Genomic DNA, 17,700 nt, shown 5'->3' on the forward strand with positions numbered 1-17,700 from the left:
CAAATACAATTCCCGCGACCAGGATACGTCTCCACCTCTGATGATCGACCCGTCCATTCCACTGCAGACCTCCTTGCCGCTTGGCGGCATTCGTCGAGGCGAGCATGACGAGCAGGATGGAAGGCCGCCATTTTTGAACAGCCATGGTGGGTTGCGAACGGACGACGTAAGCGACCGTAGCGACCCGGAATGCATGTCGCAACGGGCCTTGCGCGCATTGGCGTGGCTGTACCAACGATTGGCGTGAAAGTGCATCAAGACGCGCGAACGGCACGCCAGCACTGGAGATGGAGCGGGAGGCAGCGGCGCCGGGCGGGATGCCGCCGGGGGGCTATGCAGCACACAGGCCGGTGTGCCGGGCAGGGCATCGGCAACCCGTCGGGATTCGCCGGGCGCCGGTAGCAGGGGAACGGAATCAGTCGCCGGACGGCTCGGTCGCCGCTTCCGCCTTGTACGCCGACGGAGTCGTGCCCAGGCGCTTGCGGAATACCCGGCTCATGTACGACTGGCTGGAGAAACCCGCCTCCAGGGCGGCGCGCTTGGCGCTGGCGCCGGCCTCCAGCAGCGTCCTGGCCCGCCGCAGTTGCAGATCCACCACGTACTCGGCAAACCCGCATCCATACAGCGCCTGCAACTTGCGCTGCAGGGTGCGCGGGCTTTGCCGCACGTCCGCCGCCACGGTTTCGAGACGGCAGTCGTTGTGCGCCAGGCGGGCGAAGACCGCCTCCTCCAGCCGGCGCACGTACTCCGCTGCGGTCCGGGCTGCCAGGTCCGTGTTCGGCGCGTCGTCCGCCGGGGGCACGGCCGGGGCACAGCCGGCGGTCAGTTGCGCGCGAGCCCATTCCCGCGTGCGCCGGCGGTTTTCCAGGTGGCTTTCGATGCGCAGGCGCAGGGTTTCCGGCTGGAACGGTTTGGCCACGTAATCGTCGGCCAGGCTGCGCCAGCCTTCTTGCTGGTTGGCCACGGTGGACAGGGCGCTGAGCACGACGACCGGGATGTGGCAGGTATCCGCATCCGCCTTGAGCCGGCCGACCAGGGTCAGGCCTTCGCCGTCGGGCAGCATGCGGTCGCAGACGATGAGGTCGGGCATGCATTCCTTGGCCAGTGCCAGCCCTTCGCCCAGGCTGCAGGCGAAGCCCAGGCGGTAGTACGGCCCGAATGCGTCTGCCAGCGCCGGGCGCAGATCGGGGTCGTCCTCGATGAACAGGATTTCGGCGCGATGCGGCGCCTCGTCGGCGTCGCCAGCGGTAGCGTCCGCCTGCCTGCGGCCGGCCGGACGGTCTTCCGGTACGGATGCGATCCTGTCCGCTTCGCCGCTCCAGGTGCATGGGAACTCGGCGACGAAGCGGCAGCCCCGGCCGGGCTCGCTGGATACGGTCACATCGCCGCCGACTGCACGCAGGCGGGAGCGGCAGATGTGCAGCCCTTCCCCATGGCCGGCTGGGTCGCACGCGGCGGCATGGGCCGTCCTGAAGCCACTGTCGAAGATCCGTTCGCACTCGGCGGCGGTGAGGCCCGGGCCGTCGTCTTCGACGCACAGCCGCAGTCTCCCGGAAGACGCCAACAGTTCCACCGCGCCGTCTATCCGCCCGCCTTCGCGGGTGTATTTCACGGCATTGGCCAGCAGGTTGTGGAGGACGTCTTCGAACACCGCGCGGTGCAGGGTGACCGCCGCATCCGGAATCGGCGCGAAGCGCAGGGTCTTGCCTGCCGCCTCGGCGCTGTGGCGGTAGAGTCCGACCAGCGGTAGCAGGAAGGCGCCGAGGCCGAAGGTCTGCCGGTCCGTGGCGCGAACATCGCGGGGGTCGAGCGCGACGTCGGTCAGTTGCTCGACGAGTTGATCCAGCCGTTCGACCCCGCGCGCGATGGTCGACGCGGCGTCGCGCACCTCGGTGCGCCGGTCGATCAGGGCGCTCAGGCGCTTGAGCGGCAACGAGACCAGGGTCAGCGGCGTTTTCAGTTCGTGCGCGATGCGCCGATAGAACTCGGTCTGGCTGGCCAGCAGCCGTTCGAGTTCGCCGGCCTGGCGGTTGAGGCGTTCGTTCTGCGCGGCGATTTCGCCGGTCTTGGCATCGACTTCCGCCTGCAGCCGGGTGGCCCGGAGGCGCAAGGCGCGCGTGCGCAGCCCGGCGAGCAGCCAGGCCAGGCCGAGCAGCGCCACGAGACCAGGCACCAGGGTCCACGGCTGGAGCCAGAGCGGACGGGGAACGCGCAGGTGCACTTCGAGTGGCGGCCCACTCTCGACGCCGCTGCCGGTGAAGCCGACGATCTGGAAACGGTAGTCGCCCGGGGGCAATGCCGCATAGCTCACCTCGGTCTGCGCGGCCGAGGCATGCGACCAGCGTTCCTCATGGCCGAGCAGCCGGTAGCGGTATCCATTGCGCATGCTGTTGAGGTAATGCAGGACACGGGCCTGGAAGCGGATGCTGCCATCCTTGAGTTCGACCGGAGCGCCCTCCCCATGGCCGCCCGCCGGCACGATGCGGGCGGGCTGGTTGTCGATGAGGTAGGCCAGATGCAGGCGCGGCGCCACCGCATCGCGCAGCAGACGGTCGGGACGCAGCCGGTTGAAGCCGCCGATGCCGCCCAGCAGCAGTTCGCCGGACGCGGTCTTGAGGTATGCGTTGAAGTTGAACTCGTTGCTCTGCAGCCCGTCGCCCTGGTCGAAGCGGATGGTCGAGTACGTACGGCGGTCGAAGCGGGTCAACCCGCTGTTGGTGGTGATCCACAGGTAGGGCCCGTCCGGGATCACGCTGTACAGGGTGTTGTTGCTCAGTCCGTGCCTTTCGTAGAAAAAGCCCGCTTCGCCGCTCGCCGGATCGAGGCGGGTCAGTCCGATGCCGGTGGCCAGCCACAGGATACCCGCTTCGTCGCGATGGATGCCGCGTACATCGTTGTCGCTCAGGTGGCCCTGGCTATGCGTCCAGGTAACGAAACGATCCTCCTGCGCGTCGTAGCGGCTGAGCCCGCCGCTCGTGCCCACCCAGAGCGTGCCCTGCCCGTCTTCATACAGGCTGCGTATGCGGTTGTGCGGCAGGCTGCCCTCGCCGCCGTCGGCACGGTAGTGGCGGACCCAGCCGCTGACGGGGTCGAGCCGGTTGAGCCCGTTGTCGGTACCGATCCACAACTGCTCCGTTGCATCACGCAGCAGCAGACGGACCCGCCTGCTCGTCAGCAACTCGCCATATGCGCGGTACCGGCAGCTTGCAGGGTCCAGCAGTACCAGCCCCCCATCGGCCAGGCCCAGCCACAGCCGCTCCTGCTCCGGGAGAATCGCCCGCACGTCCACGCCGATGCCAGGTCCGCCGCAGCGCCCGCTGGCCAGGTAGCGCTCGGTGGTGCCGGCGGCGGGGTCGAAGCGGCTCAGGCCGCGCCGCGTTCCCACCCAGATCTCGCCAGTTGGGCCTTCCGCGAAGCTCCACACCATGGCGTGGATCAGCCCGTCCGGGCGGGTGGGGTCGAAGGCGTGATGCTCCAGGGCCCCGTCATACGGCATGACCAGGTTCACCCCCGCGTCGTAGGTGCCGGCCCACAGCACGCCACTCTGGTCCCGCATCAGGCTGACGACGGTATTGCTGCTCAGGCTCGTCGGCACCGCCGCCTGGGTGCGGTGGTTGTCGATGCGCCCGTCGCCAGGATCGAGGCGGTACAGGCCGCCCGACCAGGTGCCGAACCAGATTGCCCCCTGCTCGTCCTGCAGGATGCTGGTCACCTCCGCATCGTAGTCGCCCGGAATGTGATCGACCCGGCCGTCGCGCGGGTCGATCCGGAACAGCCCGCCGCGCTCCGTACCCACCCACAGGTGTCCATCATGCGCTACGTGCAGTCTGAGCACAGGGCCATCGACCGGCAGGTCGACGCTGCGCACGCCGCTTGCTCCGACGCGGCGCAAGCCACCCTGCGCGCGGCCGAGCCAGATATCCCCATCGCCCGTCTGCGCGATCGCCAGCACCGCACCCAGCGCCCCCTCACCATCCTCGCGGAAGTGGGTATAGCCCCCTCTGGCGACATCGAGCCGCGACGCCCCCACACCGTGGCCGATCCACAACGCGCCGTCGACGGCGGCAAACAGGGCCTCCACCTCCGCACTCGGTAGCCCGTCCGATCCGGCCGTGGGGTAGCGGATGAAACCGCCTCCGGCAACATGGTGGTTGAGTCCGCCCCCCAGGGTACCCACCCACATGCCGCCCTCGGCATCGGGCAGCAATGCCCGGACGTAGTTGTCGCTCAGGCTGACGGAGTTCTCGGGGTCGTGCCGGAAGTAGGAAAACCGTACACCGTCGAACACACTCAGGCCGTTCTCGGTGCCGATCCAGATCAAGCCAAACGCATCCTGCGCCAAGGCGCGCGCGGTGACCTGCGACAACCCCTGGTCCGTTCCCACGCGGCGAACGGTCAGCGGCCGGGGTTCCGCAAGCGCGGCGGCCACGTTCAGCAGCACGATCAGCAGCAAGACACAACACCGCGCCGCATGCATGGCGTAGCGGTGCGGTCGATGGCTCGTCGTAACCGCAGCCGTCATGAAGCTCGTGCAAAACGCCGTGCAAGGCATAAATGATCGATGGGAATAGCAAGAATTTGTAACAAAATACCAGCGTCCATCCATCGAACGCAAACGTATCCGTACATCCGGCGGCCGATTTCCGGGCCGGATATCCATATCGAGTGGTTTTCCCGCTGACCGATGAAGAACGATCAAACCCGACGCATGCGGCTGCACCCGGCCGGTCAGGGGCCCGCAGCGCTGCGCCCGGGCGCACGATCTGAAGTCGCCGGAGAAGCCCGGACACCGGGCGCGACGGAGCTCGATGCTCGCCGGCCCCCGGCACTGCTCCGCCCGGGGGTACCCCTACTTCTTCCAGGCGTCCGCTTGCACCGTCGCATCTTCGCGCCAGGCGGCGCGCGCGGCCTGGTTGGCCATCCAGTTGGGCAGGAAGGTGTAGACCTCGTCCAGCAGATGCGGGGGATGGCGGCCCGGGGAATAGCGTTGCGCGCGGTCGTAGTATTCCCGCAGGGCAGGCTTGAAGTTGGGATGCGCGCAGTTCTCGATGACCACCTTGGCCCGCTGCTTGGGCGACAGGCCGCGCAGGTCGGCCAGGCCCTGCTCGGTGACGATGACCTGCACGTCGTGCTCGGTGTGGTCCACGTGCGAGACCATCGGCACGATGCAGGAAATGCTGCCGCCCTTGGCGCTCGACGGCGTCATGAAGATGGAGATGAAGGCGTTGCGGGCAAAGTCGCCGGAGCCGCCGATGCCATTCATGAATGATATAAGAGATTTTTTGCCGAACACGCTGCGCGGCACACCCGCAGCACGCTGATCTTCCCGGCCACAACTCGGTTGTTCAACCGATCACGGTAGAATCCGCGCTTCCATCACCGGCTGGATGCCCGTGCAATTGCCTGCCACCACAACGCCCCTACGCTGGCGCGCCCTGCTGGCCTTGAGCCTCGCCGCATTCGCCGGCCTGCTCGCCTATCTCGCCTGGCAGGTCCGGCCGATCCCCATGCACGACCTGCACCTGGCCGACGGCGAAAAGCTGCAGTGTGTGTCCTATGCGCCCTTCCGCCTGCCTGGCCAGACACCTTTCGACCCCACGCTACGCATCCCGCACGAACAGATCGCCGATGACCTCGCCGCGCTGTCGCGCATCACCCGGTGCGTGCGGCTGTATTCGGTGGACCAGGGACTCGACGCGGTACCCGCGGTGGCCCGCGAACTCGGCCTGAAGGTCTTGCTGGGCGCCTGGATCGGCATCGACCCGAAGCGCAACGCGGTGGAACTCGACCGCGCCATCGCCCTGGCGAACGAATACGCCGACGTGGTCGATGCGCTCATCGTCGGTAACGAAGTGCTGCTGCGCCGCGAACGCACGCCGGCGGAAATGCGTGAACTGCTGGCCTACGCAAAGCAACGCGCGCAGGTACCGGTGACCTACGCCGATGTATGGGAATTCTGGATGCGCAACCGCGAACTGGCGGCCGAGGTGGATCTGGTCACCGTGCATATCCTGCCGTTCTGGGAAGATCACCCGGTGGGCGTGGACACCGCGCTGGAACACGTCGGCGAGGTTTTCAACGAGGTCCGCGCAGCCTTCGACAAGCCGGTGATGATCGGCGAGACCGGCTGGCCCAGCGCCGGCCGCCAGCGCCAGGAATCCCGCCCCTCGCGGGTCAATCAGGCGCGCTACGTGCGTGAATTCATCCACCACGCGCACCAGCAAGGCTGGCGCTACAACCTCATCGAGGCCGTCGACCAGCCCTGGAAGCGCCGCCTGGAAGGCACCGTGGGTGGCTTCTGGGGCATGCTCGATCCCACCCTCGCACCCAAGTTCCCGCTCGCCGGCCCGGTGGCCGAGCGTAACGACCTGCGCACACCGCTGCTCGGCGGCCTGGCCGGGCTGCTGTTGTGCGTGGTACTGGCGAGCCGTGCCCGCCACACCACCCGCGCACGACGCGCGGCGGCTGGCGCCATGGGGCTGGTGGGCGGCATCGTGGCCGTACTGCACGCCGAGCACGCCCTGCTCGCCTACCGTGACGCGCTGGAATGGAGCGTGCTGGGCGCAGTGGCCGTGCTGGGCGCCGCGCTGCCGCTGCTGCTCAGTTGCTGGAACGGCGAAGGCCGGCTGCCCTGCGTGGCGCACGCCTGGCAGGCTGTGCGCCGCCGGATTAGCTTGCCCGCCCCGCTCGTATTGCTCGGCCTGGTGCGCGGCGTGCTGCTGTTCGCCTGCGCGGTGGCCGCGCTGCTCCTCGCAGTCGACCCGCGCTATCGCGACTTTCCGATCTGGCTGTACCTGCTCCCCGCGCTCTACCTCGGCCTGCTCGGCTGGCTGGCCGCCGAACACGGCAACGAGGAACGCCTGTGCAGCCTGGTGATCGTCGCTGCCGTGCTGCTGCGCTGGCTACCCGAGCCGGCCAACCCCCAGGCCATCGCCTGGCTGCTCGTCGGCCTGGCTTTCGGCCTGCCCGCGCTGCTCGCGCGCAAGCGCGAGTAAGGCGAGCAAGGCACCCACGGCGGCCGGCTCGAAGCTGTACCACACCAGCCCCGCCAGACCGGCCAGCCAGCCAGTCCAGGCCAGCGCGCGCCAACCCAGGACGAACGCCAGCGCGGCGCAGAGCAGGCTCAGCCAGCCCAGGCGCTGGTACATGAAGGCCTGCACCATGGCCCACTTGACGCCGCACAGCCCCCCCAGCCCCTGCTCGATGCTGCCGCCACAATCACGCGGCAGCAGGTTGGCTTCCAGCACACCGTAACGCAGCCACAGGACGGCCGCGAGCAGCGCCATGCTGACTACCACAAAAGACATACCACCGCATTGGCGCAAAATATTCCGCCACATCGTGCCTTTTTCCTTATCGATCAAGGGAGCGCCGGGGATCACACTTCCTGTTGCAAAACCGCGGCGAAAAGCGCTGCGCGATCCCGCGAATCGAGCATAAACTGCGCGGCGTTCCGCGCAAATGCGGCCCCGTGCGGATTGTGCCCGAGCCGCTGGGGCGTGGGTGTTGCAACGCGCAAAGAAGTATCACCGAAACTGCGCCAAATCATTTCCAGCTTTCCGTCTCTGGACCGAGGTACCAATGAAGAATTCCGCGTCGCTGATCTACCGCCTGCTGGTCGCGTCGGCGATTGCCACCCTGGTCGCCCTGGCGCAGTACGAGCTGTGGCAGTACTTAAGTCGTGGTGCCGAGCTGATCGGCAACGCGCACAGCATCAAGGGCTACGCCTACACCGGCTTCCAGCGCGACCAGAGCCCGCTGCGCGGCACCTTCCCGTCCCGCGAGGATGTCGCCCGCGACCTCGAACTGCTCGCCCGCTCCTCCGACGCGATCCGCACCTACAGCGTGCGCGACCTGCCCCACCAGCTCACCGAAGCCGGCAAGCTGGACATGCTGATCACCGCCGGCGCATGGATCTCGCCGGTGAAGACGGAAAACGACGCCGAACTCGACGCGCTGATCGCCGCTTCGCGCTCGATGCGGCAGATCGAACGCCTGATCGTCGGCAACGAAGTGTTGCTGCGCGGCGACCTGAGCGTCGACGAACTGATCATCTACCTGGACCGCGCGCGCAAGGAACAGAAAAAGCCGGTCTCCACCGCCGAACCCTGGCACGTGTGGCTGAAGAACCCGGAACTGGTCAAGCACGTGGACTTCATCGCCGTGCACCTGCTGCCCTACCACGAAGGCGTTCCGGCCGAGGCCGCCGTGGAATACGCGCTGATGCGCTACGACGAACTGGCGCGCACCTTTCCGCGCAAGCGCATCGTCATCGGCGAAATCGGCTGGCCCAGCCGCGGGCCGATCATGACCAGCTTCGACGGCGCCACCCAGGCCGTGGCCTCCGCCGAGAACCAGGCCCGTTTCATCCACGAATTCCTCTCCCATCCGCGCTCGCCCCGGCTGGACTACTATCTGATGGAAGCCATCGACCAGCCCTGGAAGGTGGAGGTGGAAGGCTGGGCCGGCGCCTACTGGGGGGTCTACAACGCCGACCGCGAACCCAAGTTCGCCCTCGAAGGCGTGGCCATGCGCGACCCGCACTGGCAGAAGAAGGCTGGCACCGCCGCCGTGCTGGCGCTGCTGCCGATGCTGCTGGTGGCCTTCTTCCTGTCGGACTGGAACGTCTTCGGGCGCGTCTTCCTGGCCGCGCTGATCCAGGCCTGCGTTTCCACGCTCATCGTCGGCATCAACGTGCCGGTGGATTACTACCTGAACCAGCGCGACCTGGTCGGTCTGACCCTGCTGATCGCCGCCACCGGACTCACCGCCGCGGTGCTGCTGTCGCACGGCTTCGAATTCGGCGAGGTGCTGTTCAAGCGCCGCTGGCAGCGCCGCTTCATGCCGCTCGACCCGCATCCGCAAGAGCGCCAGCCCTTCGTATCGATCCACCTCGCCTGCCACAACGAGCCGCCGGAGATGGTCATCGCCACCATCGACAGCCTGGCCAGGCTCAACTACCAGAACTTCGAGGTGCTGATCCTCGACAACAACACCAGGGACGAGGTTAAGTGGAAACCGCTTGAAGCGCGCTGCGCCGAACTCGGCCCGCGCTTCCGCTTCTTCCACCTGATGGACTGGCCCGGCTTCAAGGCCGGCGCGCTCAACTACGGCCTCAAGGTCACCGATCCGCGCGCCGAGGTGGTCGGCGTGGTGGATGCCGACTACGTGGTCGATCCCGACTGGCTGGCCGGGCTGATCCCGCACTTCGACAAACCCGACGTCGCCGTGGTGCAGGCCCCGCAGGCCCACCGCGACTGGGAGACCCACCCCTTCCGGCGCATGTGCAACTGGGAGTTCGAGGGTTTCTTCCGCATCGGCATGCACCACCGCAACGAACGCAATGCGCTGATCCAGCACGGCACCATGACCCTGGTGCGCCGCCTGGCGCTGGAAGAAGTGGGCGGCTGGTCGGAATGGTGCATCTGCGAGGACACCGAGCTGGGCCTGCGCCTGATCGAAAACGGTTACGACACACGCTATGTAGACCACATCTACGGACGCGGCCTGACGCCTTCGGACTTCGCCGCGATCAAGAGCCAGCGCTTCCGCTGGGCCTTCGGCGCCATGCAGATCCTCAAGCACCACGTGCCGCAGATGGTCGGCCGCAGCCGGCTCAATCTGGCGCAGCGCTATCACTTCCTCACCGGCTGGTTCGCCTGGCTGGGCGATGCGCTGCAACTGGTGTTCGCCTTCGGCAGCCTGTTGTGGACGCTGGGTATCCTGCTGTTCCCCAAGGCCTTCGGCCTGCCGGTGAGCGCGCTGGCGCTGCCGGTGCTGGCCTTCATGATCTTCAAGGCGGCGCTCGGCCCGATTCTGTACCGGCGCACGATGAACTGTCCGTGGCGCGACATCCTCGGCGCATCGGTACTCTCGGTGGGTCTGGCCCACGCCATCGCGCGCGGCGTGTTCGCCGGCCTGTGGAAGAAGCACGGCACCTTCGTGGTCACCCCCAAGGGCTGGAAGGCCAAGGGCGCGCTGGCCTTCTTCGGGCCGATCCGCGAGGAACTCGGCATGCTGTTCGCCCTGCTGCTGGGCATCTTCGCCCTGCTCCAACTGCAAGACGGCACCCAGCTGGAAACCCGGCTGTGGGTCGGCATCCTGGGTTTGCAATGCATTCCCTACCTGGCGGCCATTGCCTGCCAGGTGGCGGCCTACCTGCCGGAGCGCGCCACCCCGGCGCCGCTCGGCGACTCCAAGATCAAGCCGGCAACGCTGTAGGAACGCCGGATGCAAACCACGGGGGCCTCGACGGCCCCCGTTTTCATTTGACCGGCGGCAGCGGGATCTCGTGGCTGTTGCCGGCGCCCTCGGTCATCCGCCGGCAGGCCGCCAGGAAGGCGCGCATGGCGGCGGTGTGATACTTACCGCGGTGCCAGACGAACTGGAAACGCCGCGACAGATCCAGCCCCGGCGTCTCCAGCGGCACCAGGCTGCCGCGCCGGAACGCGTCGCGCAGCGCCAGACGCGAAATGCAGCCGATGCCCAGGCCGTTCTCCACCGCGCGCTTGATCGCCTCGGTGTGCTCCAGCTCCAGACGCACGCGCAGGCCGCCGTGGTGCCGCAGCGCACCCTCCAGCGTTTCGCGGGTGCCGGAACCGTGCTCGCGCAGAATCCACCACTCTTCCATCAATTCTTCCACGCGCAGTTCCTTCCGCCCGGCCAGCGGATGCGAAGGCGCGCAGAACGGCACCAGTTCGTCGCGCACCCAGGGCTCGACCTCGACGTCCGGCTCGTCGGTGCGCCCTTCGATCAGGCCCAGATCGATCTCGTAGCGCGACACGCGGGCGACGATGGTGGCGGTGTTGTGTACAGACAGCGATACCTGCCCGGAAGGGTGGCGCTGCAGATAATCCGAGGCGATCAATGGGGCGAGGTAGTTGCCGATGGTCAGTGTCGCCCCCACCTTGAGACTGCCGGGGGTGTCGTCGGCCTGCAGCAGCCCTTCCAGCTCCAGCGCGCGGTCCAGCAGCTCGACCGTCTTCGGCAGCAGCAGGCGGCCGTGCTCGTTGAGGCGCAGGCGCTTGCCGACACGGTCGAACAGCGGCCGGTCGAACTGGTTCTCCAGTTCGGCGAGCGCCGCGCTGGTGGCCGACTGCGACAGCGACAGGGATTCGGCCGCGCGCGAAACGTTCTCGCCGCGCGCGATGGCCACGAAGACTTCGAGCTGGCGGAGCGTGAAGCGCATATCGACTCCATAACTATCTAATAGACAAATTATCCATCAAACAAGTAAGCAACGTCGCATAGAATGCCGCCACCCTCCATCCCAACAGACTGACGGAACCCCAGAACCATGAGCAAGCTCGGTACCGAACGCGTGATCAGCGTCCATCACTGGAACGACACCCTGTTCAGTTTCCGCACCACCCGCGACCCGGGGCTGCGCTTCAACAATGGTCAATTCGTCATGATCGGCCTGGAAACCGAAGGCCGCCCGCTCACCCGCGCCTACAGCATCGCCAGCCCGAACTACGAAGAGCACCTGGAGTTCTTCAGCATCAAGGTGCAGAACGGCCCGCTCACCTCCCGCCTGCAGCACCTGCAGCCGGGCGACCCCATCGTGGTCAGCCGCAAGCCCACCGGCACCCTGGTGCTCGATGACGTGCGCCCCGGCCGCAACCTGTACCTGCTGTCCACCGGCACCGGACTGGCGCCGTTCATGAGCGTGATCCAGGATCCGGAAACCTACGAGCGCTTCGACAAGGTCATCCTGACCCACGGTGTGCGCTATGTCTCCGAACTCGCCTACGCCGATTTCATCACCAATGAACTACCCAAGAACGAGTTCTTCGGCGAGGCCGTGGCCGAGAAACTGCTGTACTACCCCAGCGTGACCCGCGAGCCCTTCCGCAACCAGGGCCGTCTGACCGCACTCCTCGACAGCGGCAAGCTCACCGCCGACCTGGGCCTCGACCCGCTGGATCCGGAACACGACCGCGCGATGATCTGCGGCAGCGCCGCCATGCTGAAGGACTTCCGCACGCTGCTCGACAGCCGTGGCTTCAAGGTTTCCAAGCACATCGGCGATCAGGGCGACTACGTCATCGAACACGCCTTCATCGAGAAGTAAAACGCAATACTTTCCACCTCAGCTGCCCATTTCGGGCAGCTGGGGTGGCGCACCATCCGAAAGCGCGCATACAATCCGCCGCCAGCCCGAACGCATCGCCAATTTCCTTGATGCGCCTCAAAAATCGGGCCCATGCCAAGGATAAGATGCGCCGGTGACCCCCAGAACCCTCCATCTCGCCATCGTCGCGCTGCTGTCGGCCTTTGCCGCGACGCTGGTGTTGCTGACCTGGCGCGAGACACCACCGGCATCCATCGAAGCAGCCGCCGTGCCGGCCATCTCCGACGCGATCCGCCGCGAAGAGCCGCTCTCCCCATTGCCGCGCAACGCGCCGAACGGCGACCCGGAACGCATCGCGCTCGGCGAGCGCCTGTTCAACGAACGCATGCTGTCGCGCGACGGCTCCATATCCTGTGCGAGCTGCCACCCGCTCGAACGCGGCGGCGCGGACGGCCTGGCCCACTCGCCCGGCGTCGATAATGCGCTCGGCGAGATCAACACGCCCACCGTGTTCAACACGGTCTACAACTTCGCGCAGTTCTGGGACGGCCGCGCGCTGACCCTGGAAGACCAGGTGGCCGGGCCGATCCACAATCCGCTGGAAATGGACTCCAACTGGGATGAGGTGATCGCCAGGCTGAACGCGGACGCCGGCTACCGCGCCAGCTTCGCCCGCCTCTACCCGCGAGGCATCACGGCGGAAACCATCAGCGATGCCATCGCCGCCTTCGAGCGTACCCTGACCACCCCCGACGCGCGCTTCGATCAGTACCTGCGCGGCGACCACGGCATCCTCAGCCCGGAGGAAAAACAAGGCTACGTCCTGTTCAAGAACCTCGGCTGCACCAGCTGTCACCAGGGCGTGAATGTCGGCGGCAACCTCTTCCAGCGCTTCGGCGTGATGGGCGATTATTTCGCCGACCGGGGCTCGATCACGCGCGCCGACCTGGGGCGCTACAACGTCACTGGCGAGGAGCACGACCGCCACGTGTTCAAGGTGCCCAGCCTGCGCAACGTGGCCTTGACCGCGCCCTACTTCCACGACGGCAGCGTGGAGCGGCTGGAAAGCGCGGTCGAGATCATGGCGCGCTATCAACTCGGCCGGCAGTTGTCGAATGAGGACATCCAACTGGTCGTCGCCTTCCTGCGCACGCTCACCGGCACCTACCAGGGCCAGGCATTGCAATGAGCGGCTCCGCAGGCATTCCGCAGGAGTCCCCGCGCGCGCCGCGCGCCATCCTGGGCGTCACCCGCGGCCGTCTGGTCTGGACACTGACCGCCATCGCCCTGGCCGCCAGCCTGCTGAGCTGGCTGTTCCTGCGCGCCGATGTGGTGAATACCCGCGAACACCAGGACTACAGCCGCGAATTGCGCTTGCTGCGCCAGGCCGATGCGGAACTCAACGCCGCCGTGCTAGCCAGCCACATGGGCCTGCAGACCGATTTCGACACCATCGTCGCCACCCTGGCGACCATTGACCGCCTCACCGCGCGGCTGGCGCGGATACCCGCCTTCCTGGCCGGACAGGACCACCAGAACCTGCTGGCAAAGGTCGCCGAGCTGCGCGCCGCGCAGGAAATCAAACGCAACCAGATCGATCGCTTCAAGCGAGAGAACTCGGTCCTGCGCAACTCGCTGGTGTTCCTGCCGCAGGCCACCGACCAGTTGATCAACGATTCCAGCGCCGACATCAACCAGACCCGCCCCATCGGTGTCTTCGTGCGCGGCGTGATGACCCTCACGCATGGCAGCGACCCGGACATGGTGGCGGATCTGTTCCTTCGCCTGGAAAGGCTGGAGAACCGCATCGTCCGGTTCGACGGCGTGGAACGCCAGCAACTGGAGAACATCCTGCGCCACGGCCGGGTCATTCTCGAACGCAAGCCGGTGGTCGATGCGCTGACCCGCGAGATTCTCGCCGTGCCCACCTCCTCGCTCGGCGAGGAACTCGACCTGACCTACGCACTCGGCTACGAGCGCGCCTCGCGCGAGGCGCACAACTACCGCGTGGTGCTGTACGTGCTGGCGCTCGCGCTGGCCGGCTACGTGGCGCTGGCCATGCTCCGGCTGGGGCGCGCCTCGCGCGAACTGGCGCAGGCCAACAGTGATCTGCAAGAGCGCATCGAGGCCCTGCACCGCACGCGCGACGATCTCAAACTGTACGCCACGGTGTTCACCAGCGCCTCCGAGGGCATGGCCATCACCGACGGGCAGGCCCGCATCGTCGCGGTCAACCCGGCGTTTACCGAAATCACCGGCTACAGCGTCGATGAAATCGTCGGGCGCAATCCGGCGGTGCTCGGCTCCGGACGCCAGAGCGACAGCTTCTACCGCGAGATGTGGAGCATGCTCGCCAGTGAAGGCCAGTGGCAGGGCGAGATCTGGAACCGCCGGCGCAATGGCGAGGTGTACCCGGAGTGGCTGTCGATCACCGCCGTACGCGGGCAGGACGGCGAACCCAGCCACTACATCGGCATCTTCTCCGACATCACCGAACGCAAGGCCGCCGAGGCGCGCATCCATCACCTGGCGCACCACGACGCACTCACCAACCTGCCCAACCGCATCCTGCTGCAGGACCGCCTGGAGCAGGCCATCCTGCAGTCGCGGCGCAACAAGCGCCATGCGGCCATCCTGTTCATCGACCTGGATCGCTTCAAGCTGATCAACGACACCCTCGGCCACGAGGTTGGCGACGGACTGCTCAGCCAGGTGGCGCGGCGCTGCCTGGACGTGGTGCGCGACACCGACACCGTGGCGCGCCAGGGTGGCGACGAATTCGTCATCGTGCTGCCCGAGCTGGACAACGTGCAGGACGCCACCATGGTGGCGCGCAAGCTGCTCGAAACCCTCGGCAAACCCTACCGCCTGGGCCCGCACGAACTCACCGTCACCGCCAGCATCGGCATCGCCGTGTATCCCGAGGACGGGCGCAACCCCTCGGTGCTGCTGCGCAATGCCGATGCCGCCATGTACGGCGCCAAGGCCGAAGGCCGCAACGCCTTCCAGTACTACTCCAGCGATCTCAACAAGGCCTCGCTGGGCGAACTGCTGCTGGAAAACCAGTTGCGCGGCGCGCTGGACCGCGACGAACTGCTGCTCTACTACCAACCCAAGGTGCAGGCCAGCGACGGGCGCATCACGGGTGCCGAGGCCCTGTTGCGCTGGAGTCATCCGGAACTCGGCGTGCTGCTGCCGGGCCGCTTCATCCCTGCGGCGGAAGAGTCCGGCCTGATCGTGCCGATCGGCGAATGGGTGCTGCGCCACGTCTGTGCGCAGTTGCGCGCCTGGCTGGATGCCGGCCATCGCCCGGTACCCATCGCGGTCAACCTGTCCGCCCAGCAATTCGCCCACCAGGACATCGCCCTGCTGGTGCGCGGCATTCTCACCGAACATCGCGTGCCCGCCGAACTGCTGGAACTCGAACTCACCGAGACCATGCTGATGCGCGACGTGGAGCGCACCGTCGGCCTGCTCGCCCGTCTGCGCGGACTCGGCGTGCGCCTGTCCATTGACGACTTCGGCACCGGCTATTCCTCGCTGGCCTATCTGAAACTGTTCGAGGTCGATGTACTGAAGATCGACCGCAGCTTCGTCAACGACATCCGCGGCGACGACGGAGAGGAAGGCAAGATCGCCACTGCGGTCATCGCGCTGGCCCACAGCCTGGGCCACAAGGTGGTCGCCGAAGGGGTGGAAACCAAATACCAGCGCGACTTCCTCACCCGCCAGCAGTGCGACCAGTTCCAGGGCTACCTGTTCGGCCACCCCATTCCGGCGGATGAGTTCATCGCCCGCCTGCACACCGATACGCAGACCTGAGCGCCCTCCCGGCCCGGGTGGCGCAGGTGGTATCCTCTCGGGTCTTTCCATTTCTGCCCGATTCCGCTTGCACACATGGCTCAATACGTAATGTCGATGCTGCGGGTGAACAAGACCGTTCCCCCGAAGCGCCAGATCATCAAGGACATCTCCCTCTCCTTCTTCCCCGGCGCCAAGATCGGCCTGCTCGGCCTCAACGGCTCGGGCAAATCCTCGGTGCTGCGCATCATGGCCGGCGTGGACAAGGAGTACGACGGCGAGGTGCAATGGCAACCTGGCGTGCGCATCGGCTACCTGCCGCAGGAGCCGGAACTGGACCCGGCCAAGACGGTGAAGGAAGAAGTCGAATCCGGCCTCGGCGAAATCACCGAGGCCCGCCAGAAACTGGAAGAAATCTACGCCGCCTACGCCGAACCGGACGCCGACTTCGACAAGCTCGCCGAGGAACAGGCCCGCTACGAGAACATCCTGACCGCGGCCGGCGGCGACATCGAGAACCAGATGGAAATCGCCGCCGACGCCCTGCGCCTGCCGCCGTGGGACGCGGTGATCGGCAACCTCTCCGGCGGCGAGAAGCGCCGCGTCGCGCTGTGCAAGCTGCTGCTCTCCAAGCCCGACATGCTGCTGCTCGACGAACCCACCAACCACCTCGACGCCGAATCGGTGGAATGGCTGGAACAGTTCCTCACCCGCTTCCCCGGCACCGTGGTGGCCGTCACCCACGACCGCTACTTCCTCGACAACGCTGCCGAATGGATCCTCGAACTGGACCGCGGCCACGGCATCCCCTGGAAGGGCAACTACTCCTCCTGGCTCGAACAGAAGGGCGAGCGCCTGGCTCAGGAAGCCAGGCAGGAAGCCGCGCACCAGAAGGCGATGAAGACCGAGCTGGAATGGGCGCGCTCCAACCCCAAGGCCCGCCAGGCCAAATCCAAGGCCCGTCTGGCGCGCTATGAAGAGATGGCCAGCGTCGAATACCAGCGCCGCAACGAGACCCAAGAGATCTTCATCCCGCCGGGCGAACGCCTGGGCGACAAGGTCATCGAATTCAACGGCGTCAACAAGGCCTTCGGCGACAAACTGCTGATGGACAACGTCAGCTTCAGCGTGCCGCCGGGCGCCATCGTCGGTGTCATCGGCCCCAACGGCGCCGGCAAATCCACCCTATTCAAGATGATCCAGGGCCTGGACAAACCGGACAGCGGCGAAGTGACGATCGGCTCCACGGTGAAACTGGCCGCCGTCGACCAGAGCCGCGACGGTCTGGCCAACGACAAGACGGTGTTCGAAGCCATCGCCGACGGCGCCGACATCCTCACCGTGGGCAAATTCGAAATGCCCAGCCGCGCCTACATCGGCCGCTTCAACTTCAAGGGCGGCGACCAGCAGAAGATCGTCGGCAACCTCTCCGGCGGCGAACGTGGACGGCTCCATCTGGCCAAGACCCTGATCGCCGGCGGCAACGTGCTGCTGCTGGATGAACCGTCCAATGACCTGGACGTGGAAACCCTGCGCGCGCTGGAAGACGCCCTGCTGGAATTCGCTGGCTGCGCGCTGATCATCTCCCACGACCGCTGGTTCCTCGACCGCATCTGCACGCACATTCTGGCGGCCGAGGGCGACTCGCAATGGACCTTCTTCGCCGGCAACTACCAGGAATACGAAGAGGACAAGAAGAAACGCCTGGGCGAGGAAGGTGCCAAGCCCAAGCGCATCCGCTACAAGCCGATCACCCGCTGAACCTTCTGGATGTACCGCGCGGCCCGTACAGGGCCGCGCGGCATTTACGGACAATAGAAATTTTC

General features: G+C 66.6%; 10 protein-coding genes. 6 read left to right on the forward strand and 4 right to left on the reverse strand.

Annotation, left to right across the window (positions count from 1 at the left end):
- Positions 1-415: 415 nt before the first annotated feature.
- Positions 416-4,453 carry a hybrid sensor histidine kinase/response regulator transcription factor gene (locus E6C76_RS05400; RefSeq protein WP_168734250.1) on the reverse strand — a complete coding sequence of 1,346 codons (4,038 nt, stop codon included), beginning with the start codon at positions 4,451-4,453 and terminating at the stop codon, positions 416-418.
- Between the two features lie 396 nt (positions 4,454-4,849).
- Positions 4,850-5,263, reverse strand: a complete 414-nt coding sequence (locus E6C76_RS05405) for an acetyl-CoA hydrolase/transferase C-terminal domain-containing protein (protein WP_456320485.1) — start codon at positions 5,261-5,263, stop codon at positions 4,850-4,852.
- Between the two features lie 124 nt (positions 5,264-5,387).
- On the opposite strand from E6C76_RS05405, the gene E6C76_RS05410 reads away from it, so the two are divergent.
- Positions 5,388-6,995 (forward strand): glycoside hydrolase family 17 protein, encoded by a 1,608-nt coding sequence (locus tag E6C76_RS05410; RefSeq protein WP_136347230.1) that lies wholly within the window; start codon positions 5,388-5,390, stop codon positions 6,993-6,995.
- Here E6C76_RS05410 and E6C76_RS05415 read toward each other — a convergent pair.
- On the reverse strand, positions 6,903-7,307 hold the full coding sequence (locus tag E6C76_RS05415) for a hypothetical protein (protein WP_230976165.1): 405 nt from the start codon (positions 7,305-7,307) through the stop codon (positions 6,903-6,905). The genes E6C76_RS05410 and E6C76_RS05415 overlap by 93 nt on opposite strands.
- A gap of 274 nt (positions 7,308-7,581) precedes the next feature.
- On the opposite strand from E6C76_RS05415, the gene E6C76_RS05420 reads away from it, so the two are divergent.
- Positions 7,582-10,221: a glycosyltransferase family 2 protein gene (locus E6C76_RS05420; RefSeq protein WP_211090121.1), complete on the forward strand. Its 2,640-nt coding sequence runs from the start codon at positions 7,582-7,584 to the stop codon at positions 10,219-10,221.
- A 43-nt stretch (positions 10,222-10,264) separates the two neighbouring features.
- Here the strand turns inward: E6C76_RS05420 and E6C76_RS05425 are convergent, their stop codons facing one another.
- Positions 10,265-11,188, reverse strand: coding sequence for a LysR family transcriptional regulator (locus E6C76_RS05425; protein WP_136347232.1), 924 nt, complete (start codon positions 11,186-11,188; stop codon positions 10,265-10,267).
- 108 nt (positions 11,189-11,296) lie between these two features.
- Here E6C76_RS05425 and E6C76_RS05430 point away from each other — a divergent pair, with 108 nt between their 5' ends.
- The 4 genes from E6C76_RS05430 (at position 11,297) to ettA (ending at position 17,635) form a co-directional block, all read left to right on the forward strand.
- Positions 11,297-12,073, forward strand: coding sequence for a ferredoxin--NADP reductase (locus E6C76_RS05430; protein ID WP_136347233.1), 777 nt, complete (start codon positions 11,297-11,299; stop codon positions 12,071-12,073).
- A gap of 154 nt (positions 12,074-12,227) precedes the next feature.
- Positions 12,228-13,262: a cytochrome-c peroxidase gene (locus tag E6C76_RS05435; RefSeq protein WP_136347234.1), complete on the forward strand. Its 1,035-nt coding sequence runs from the start codon at positions 12,228-12,230 to the stop codon at positions 13,260-13,262.
- A complete protein-coding gene (locus E6C76_RS05440) occupies positions 13,259-15,895 on the forward strand; it encodes an EAL domain-containing protein (RefSeq protein WP_136347235.1) in 2,637 nt (878 codons plus the stop codon). The genes E6C76_RS05435 and E6C76_RS05440 overlap by 4 nt, the downstream gene beginning before the upstream one ends.
- 75 nt (positions 15,896-15,970) lie before the next feature.
- Positions 15,971-17,635: an energy-dependent translational throttle protein EttA gene (gene ettA / locus E6C76_RS05445; RefSeq protein WP_136347236.1), complete on the forward strand. Its 1,665-nt coding sequence runs from the start codon at positions 15,971-15,973 to the stop codon at positions 17,633-17,635.
- The last annotated feature ends 65 nt before the right edge of the window (positions 17,636-17,700 follow it).

The organism is Pseudothauera nasutitermitis (assembly GCF_004801295.1).
Taxonomy (GTDB): Bacteria; Pseudomonadota; Gammaproteobacteria; order Burkholderiales; family Rhodocyclaceae; genus Pseudothauera; species Pseudothauera nasutitermitis.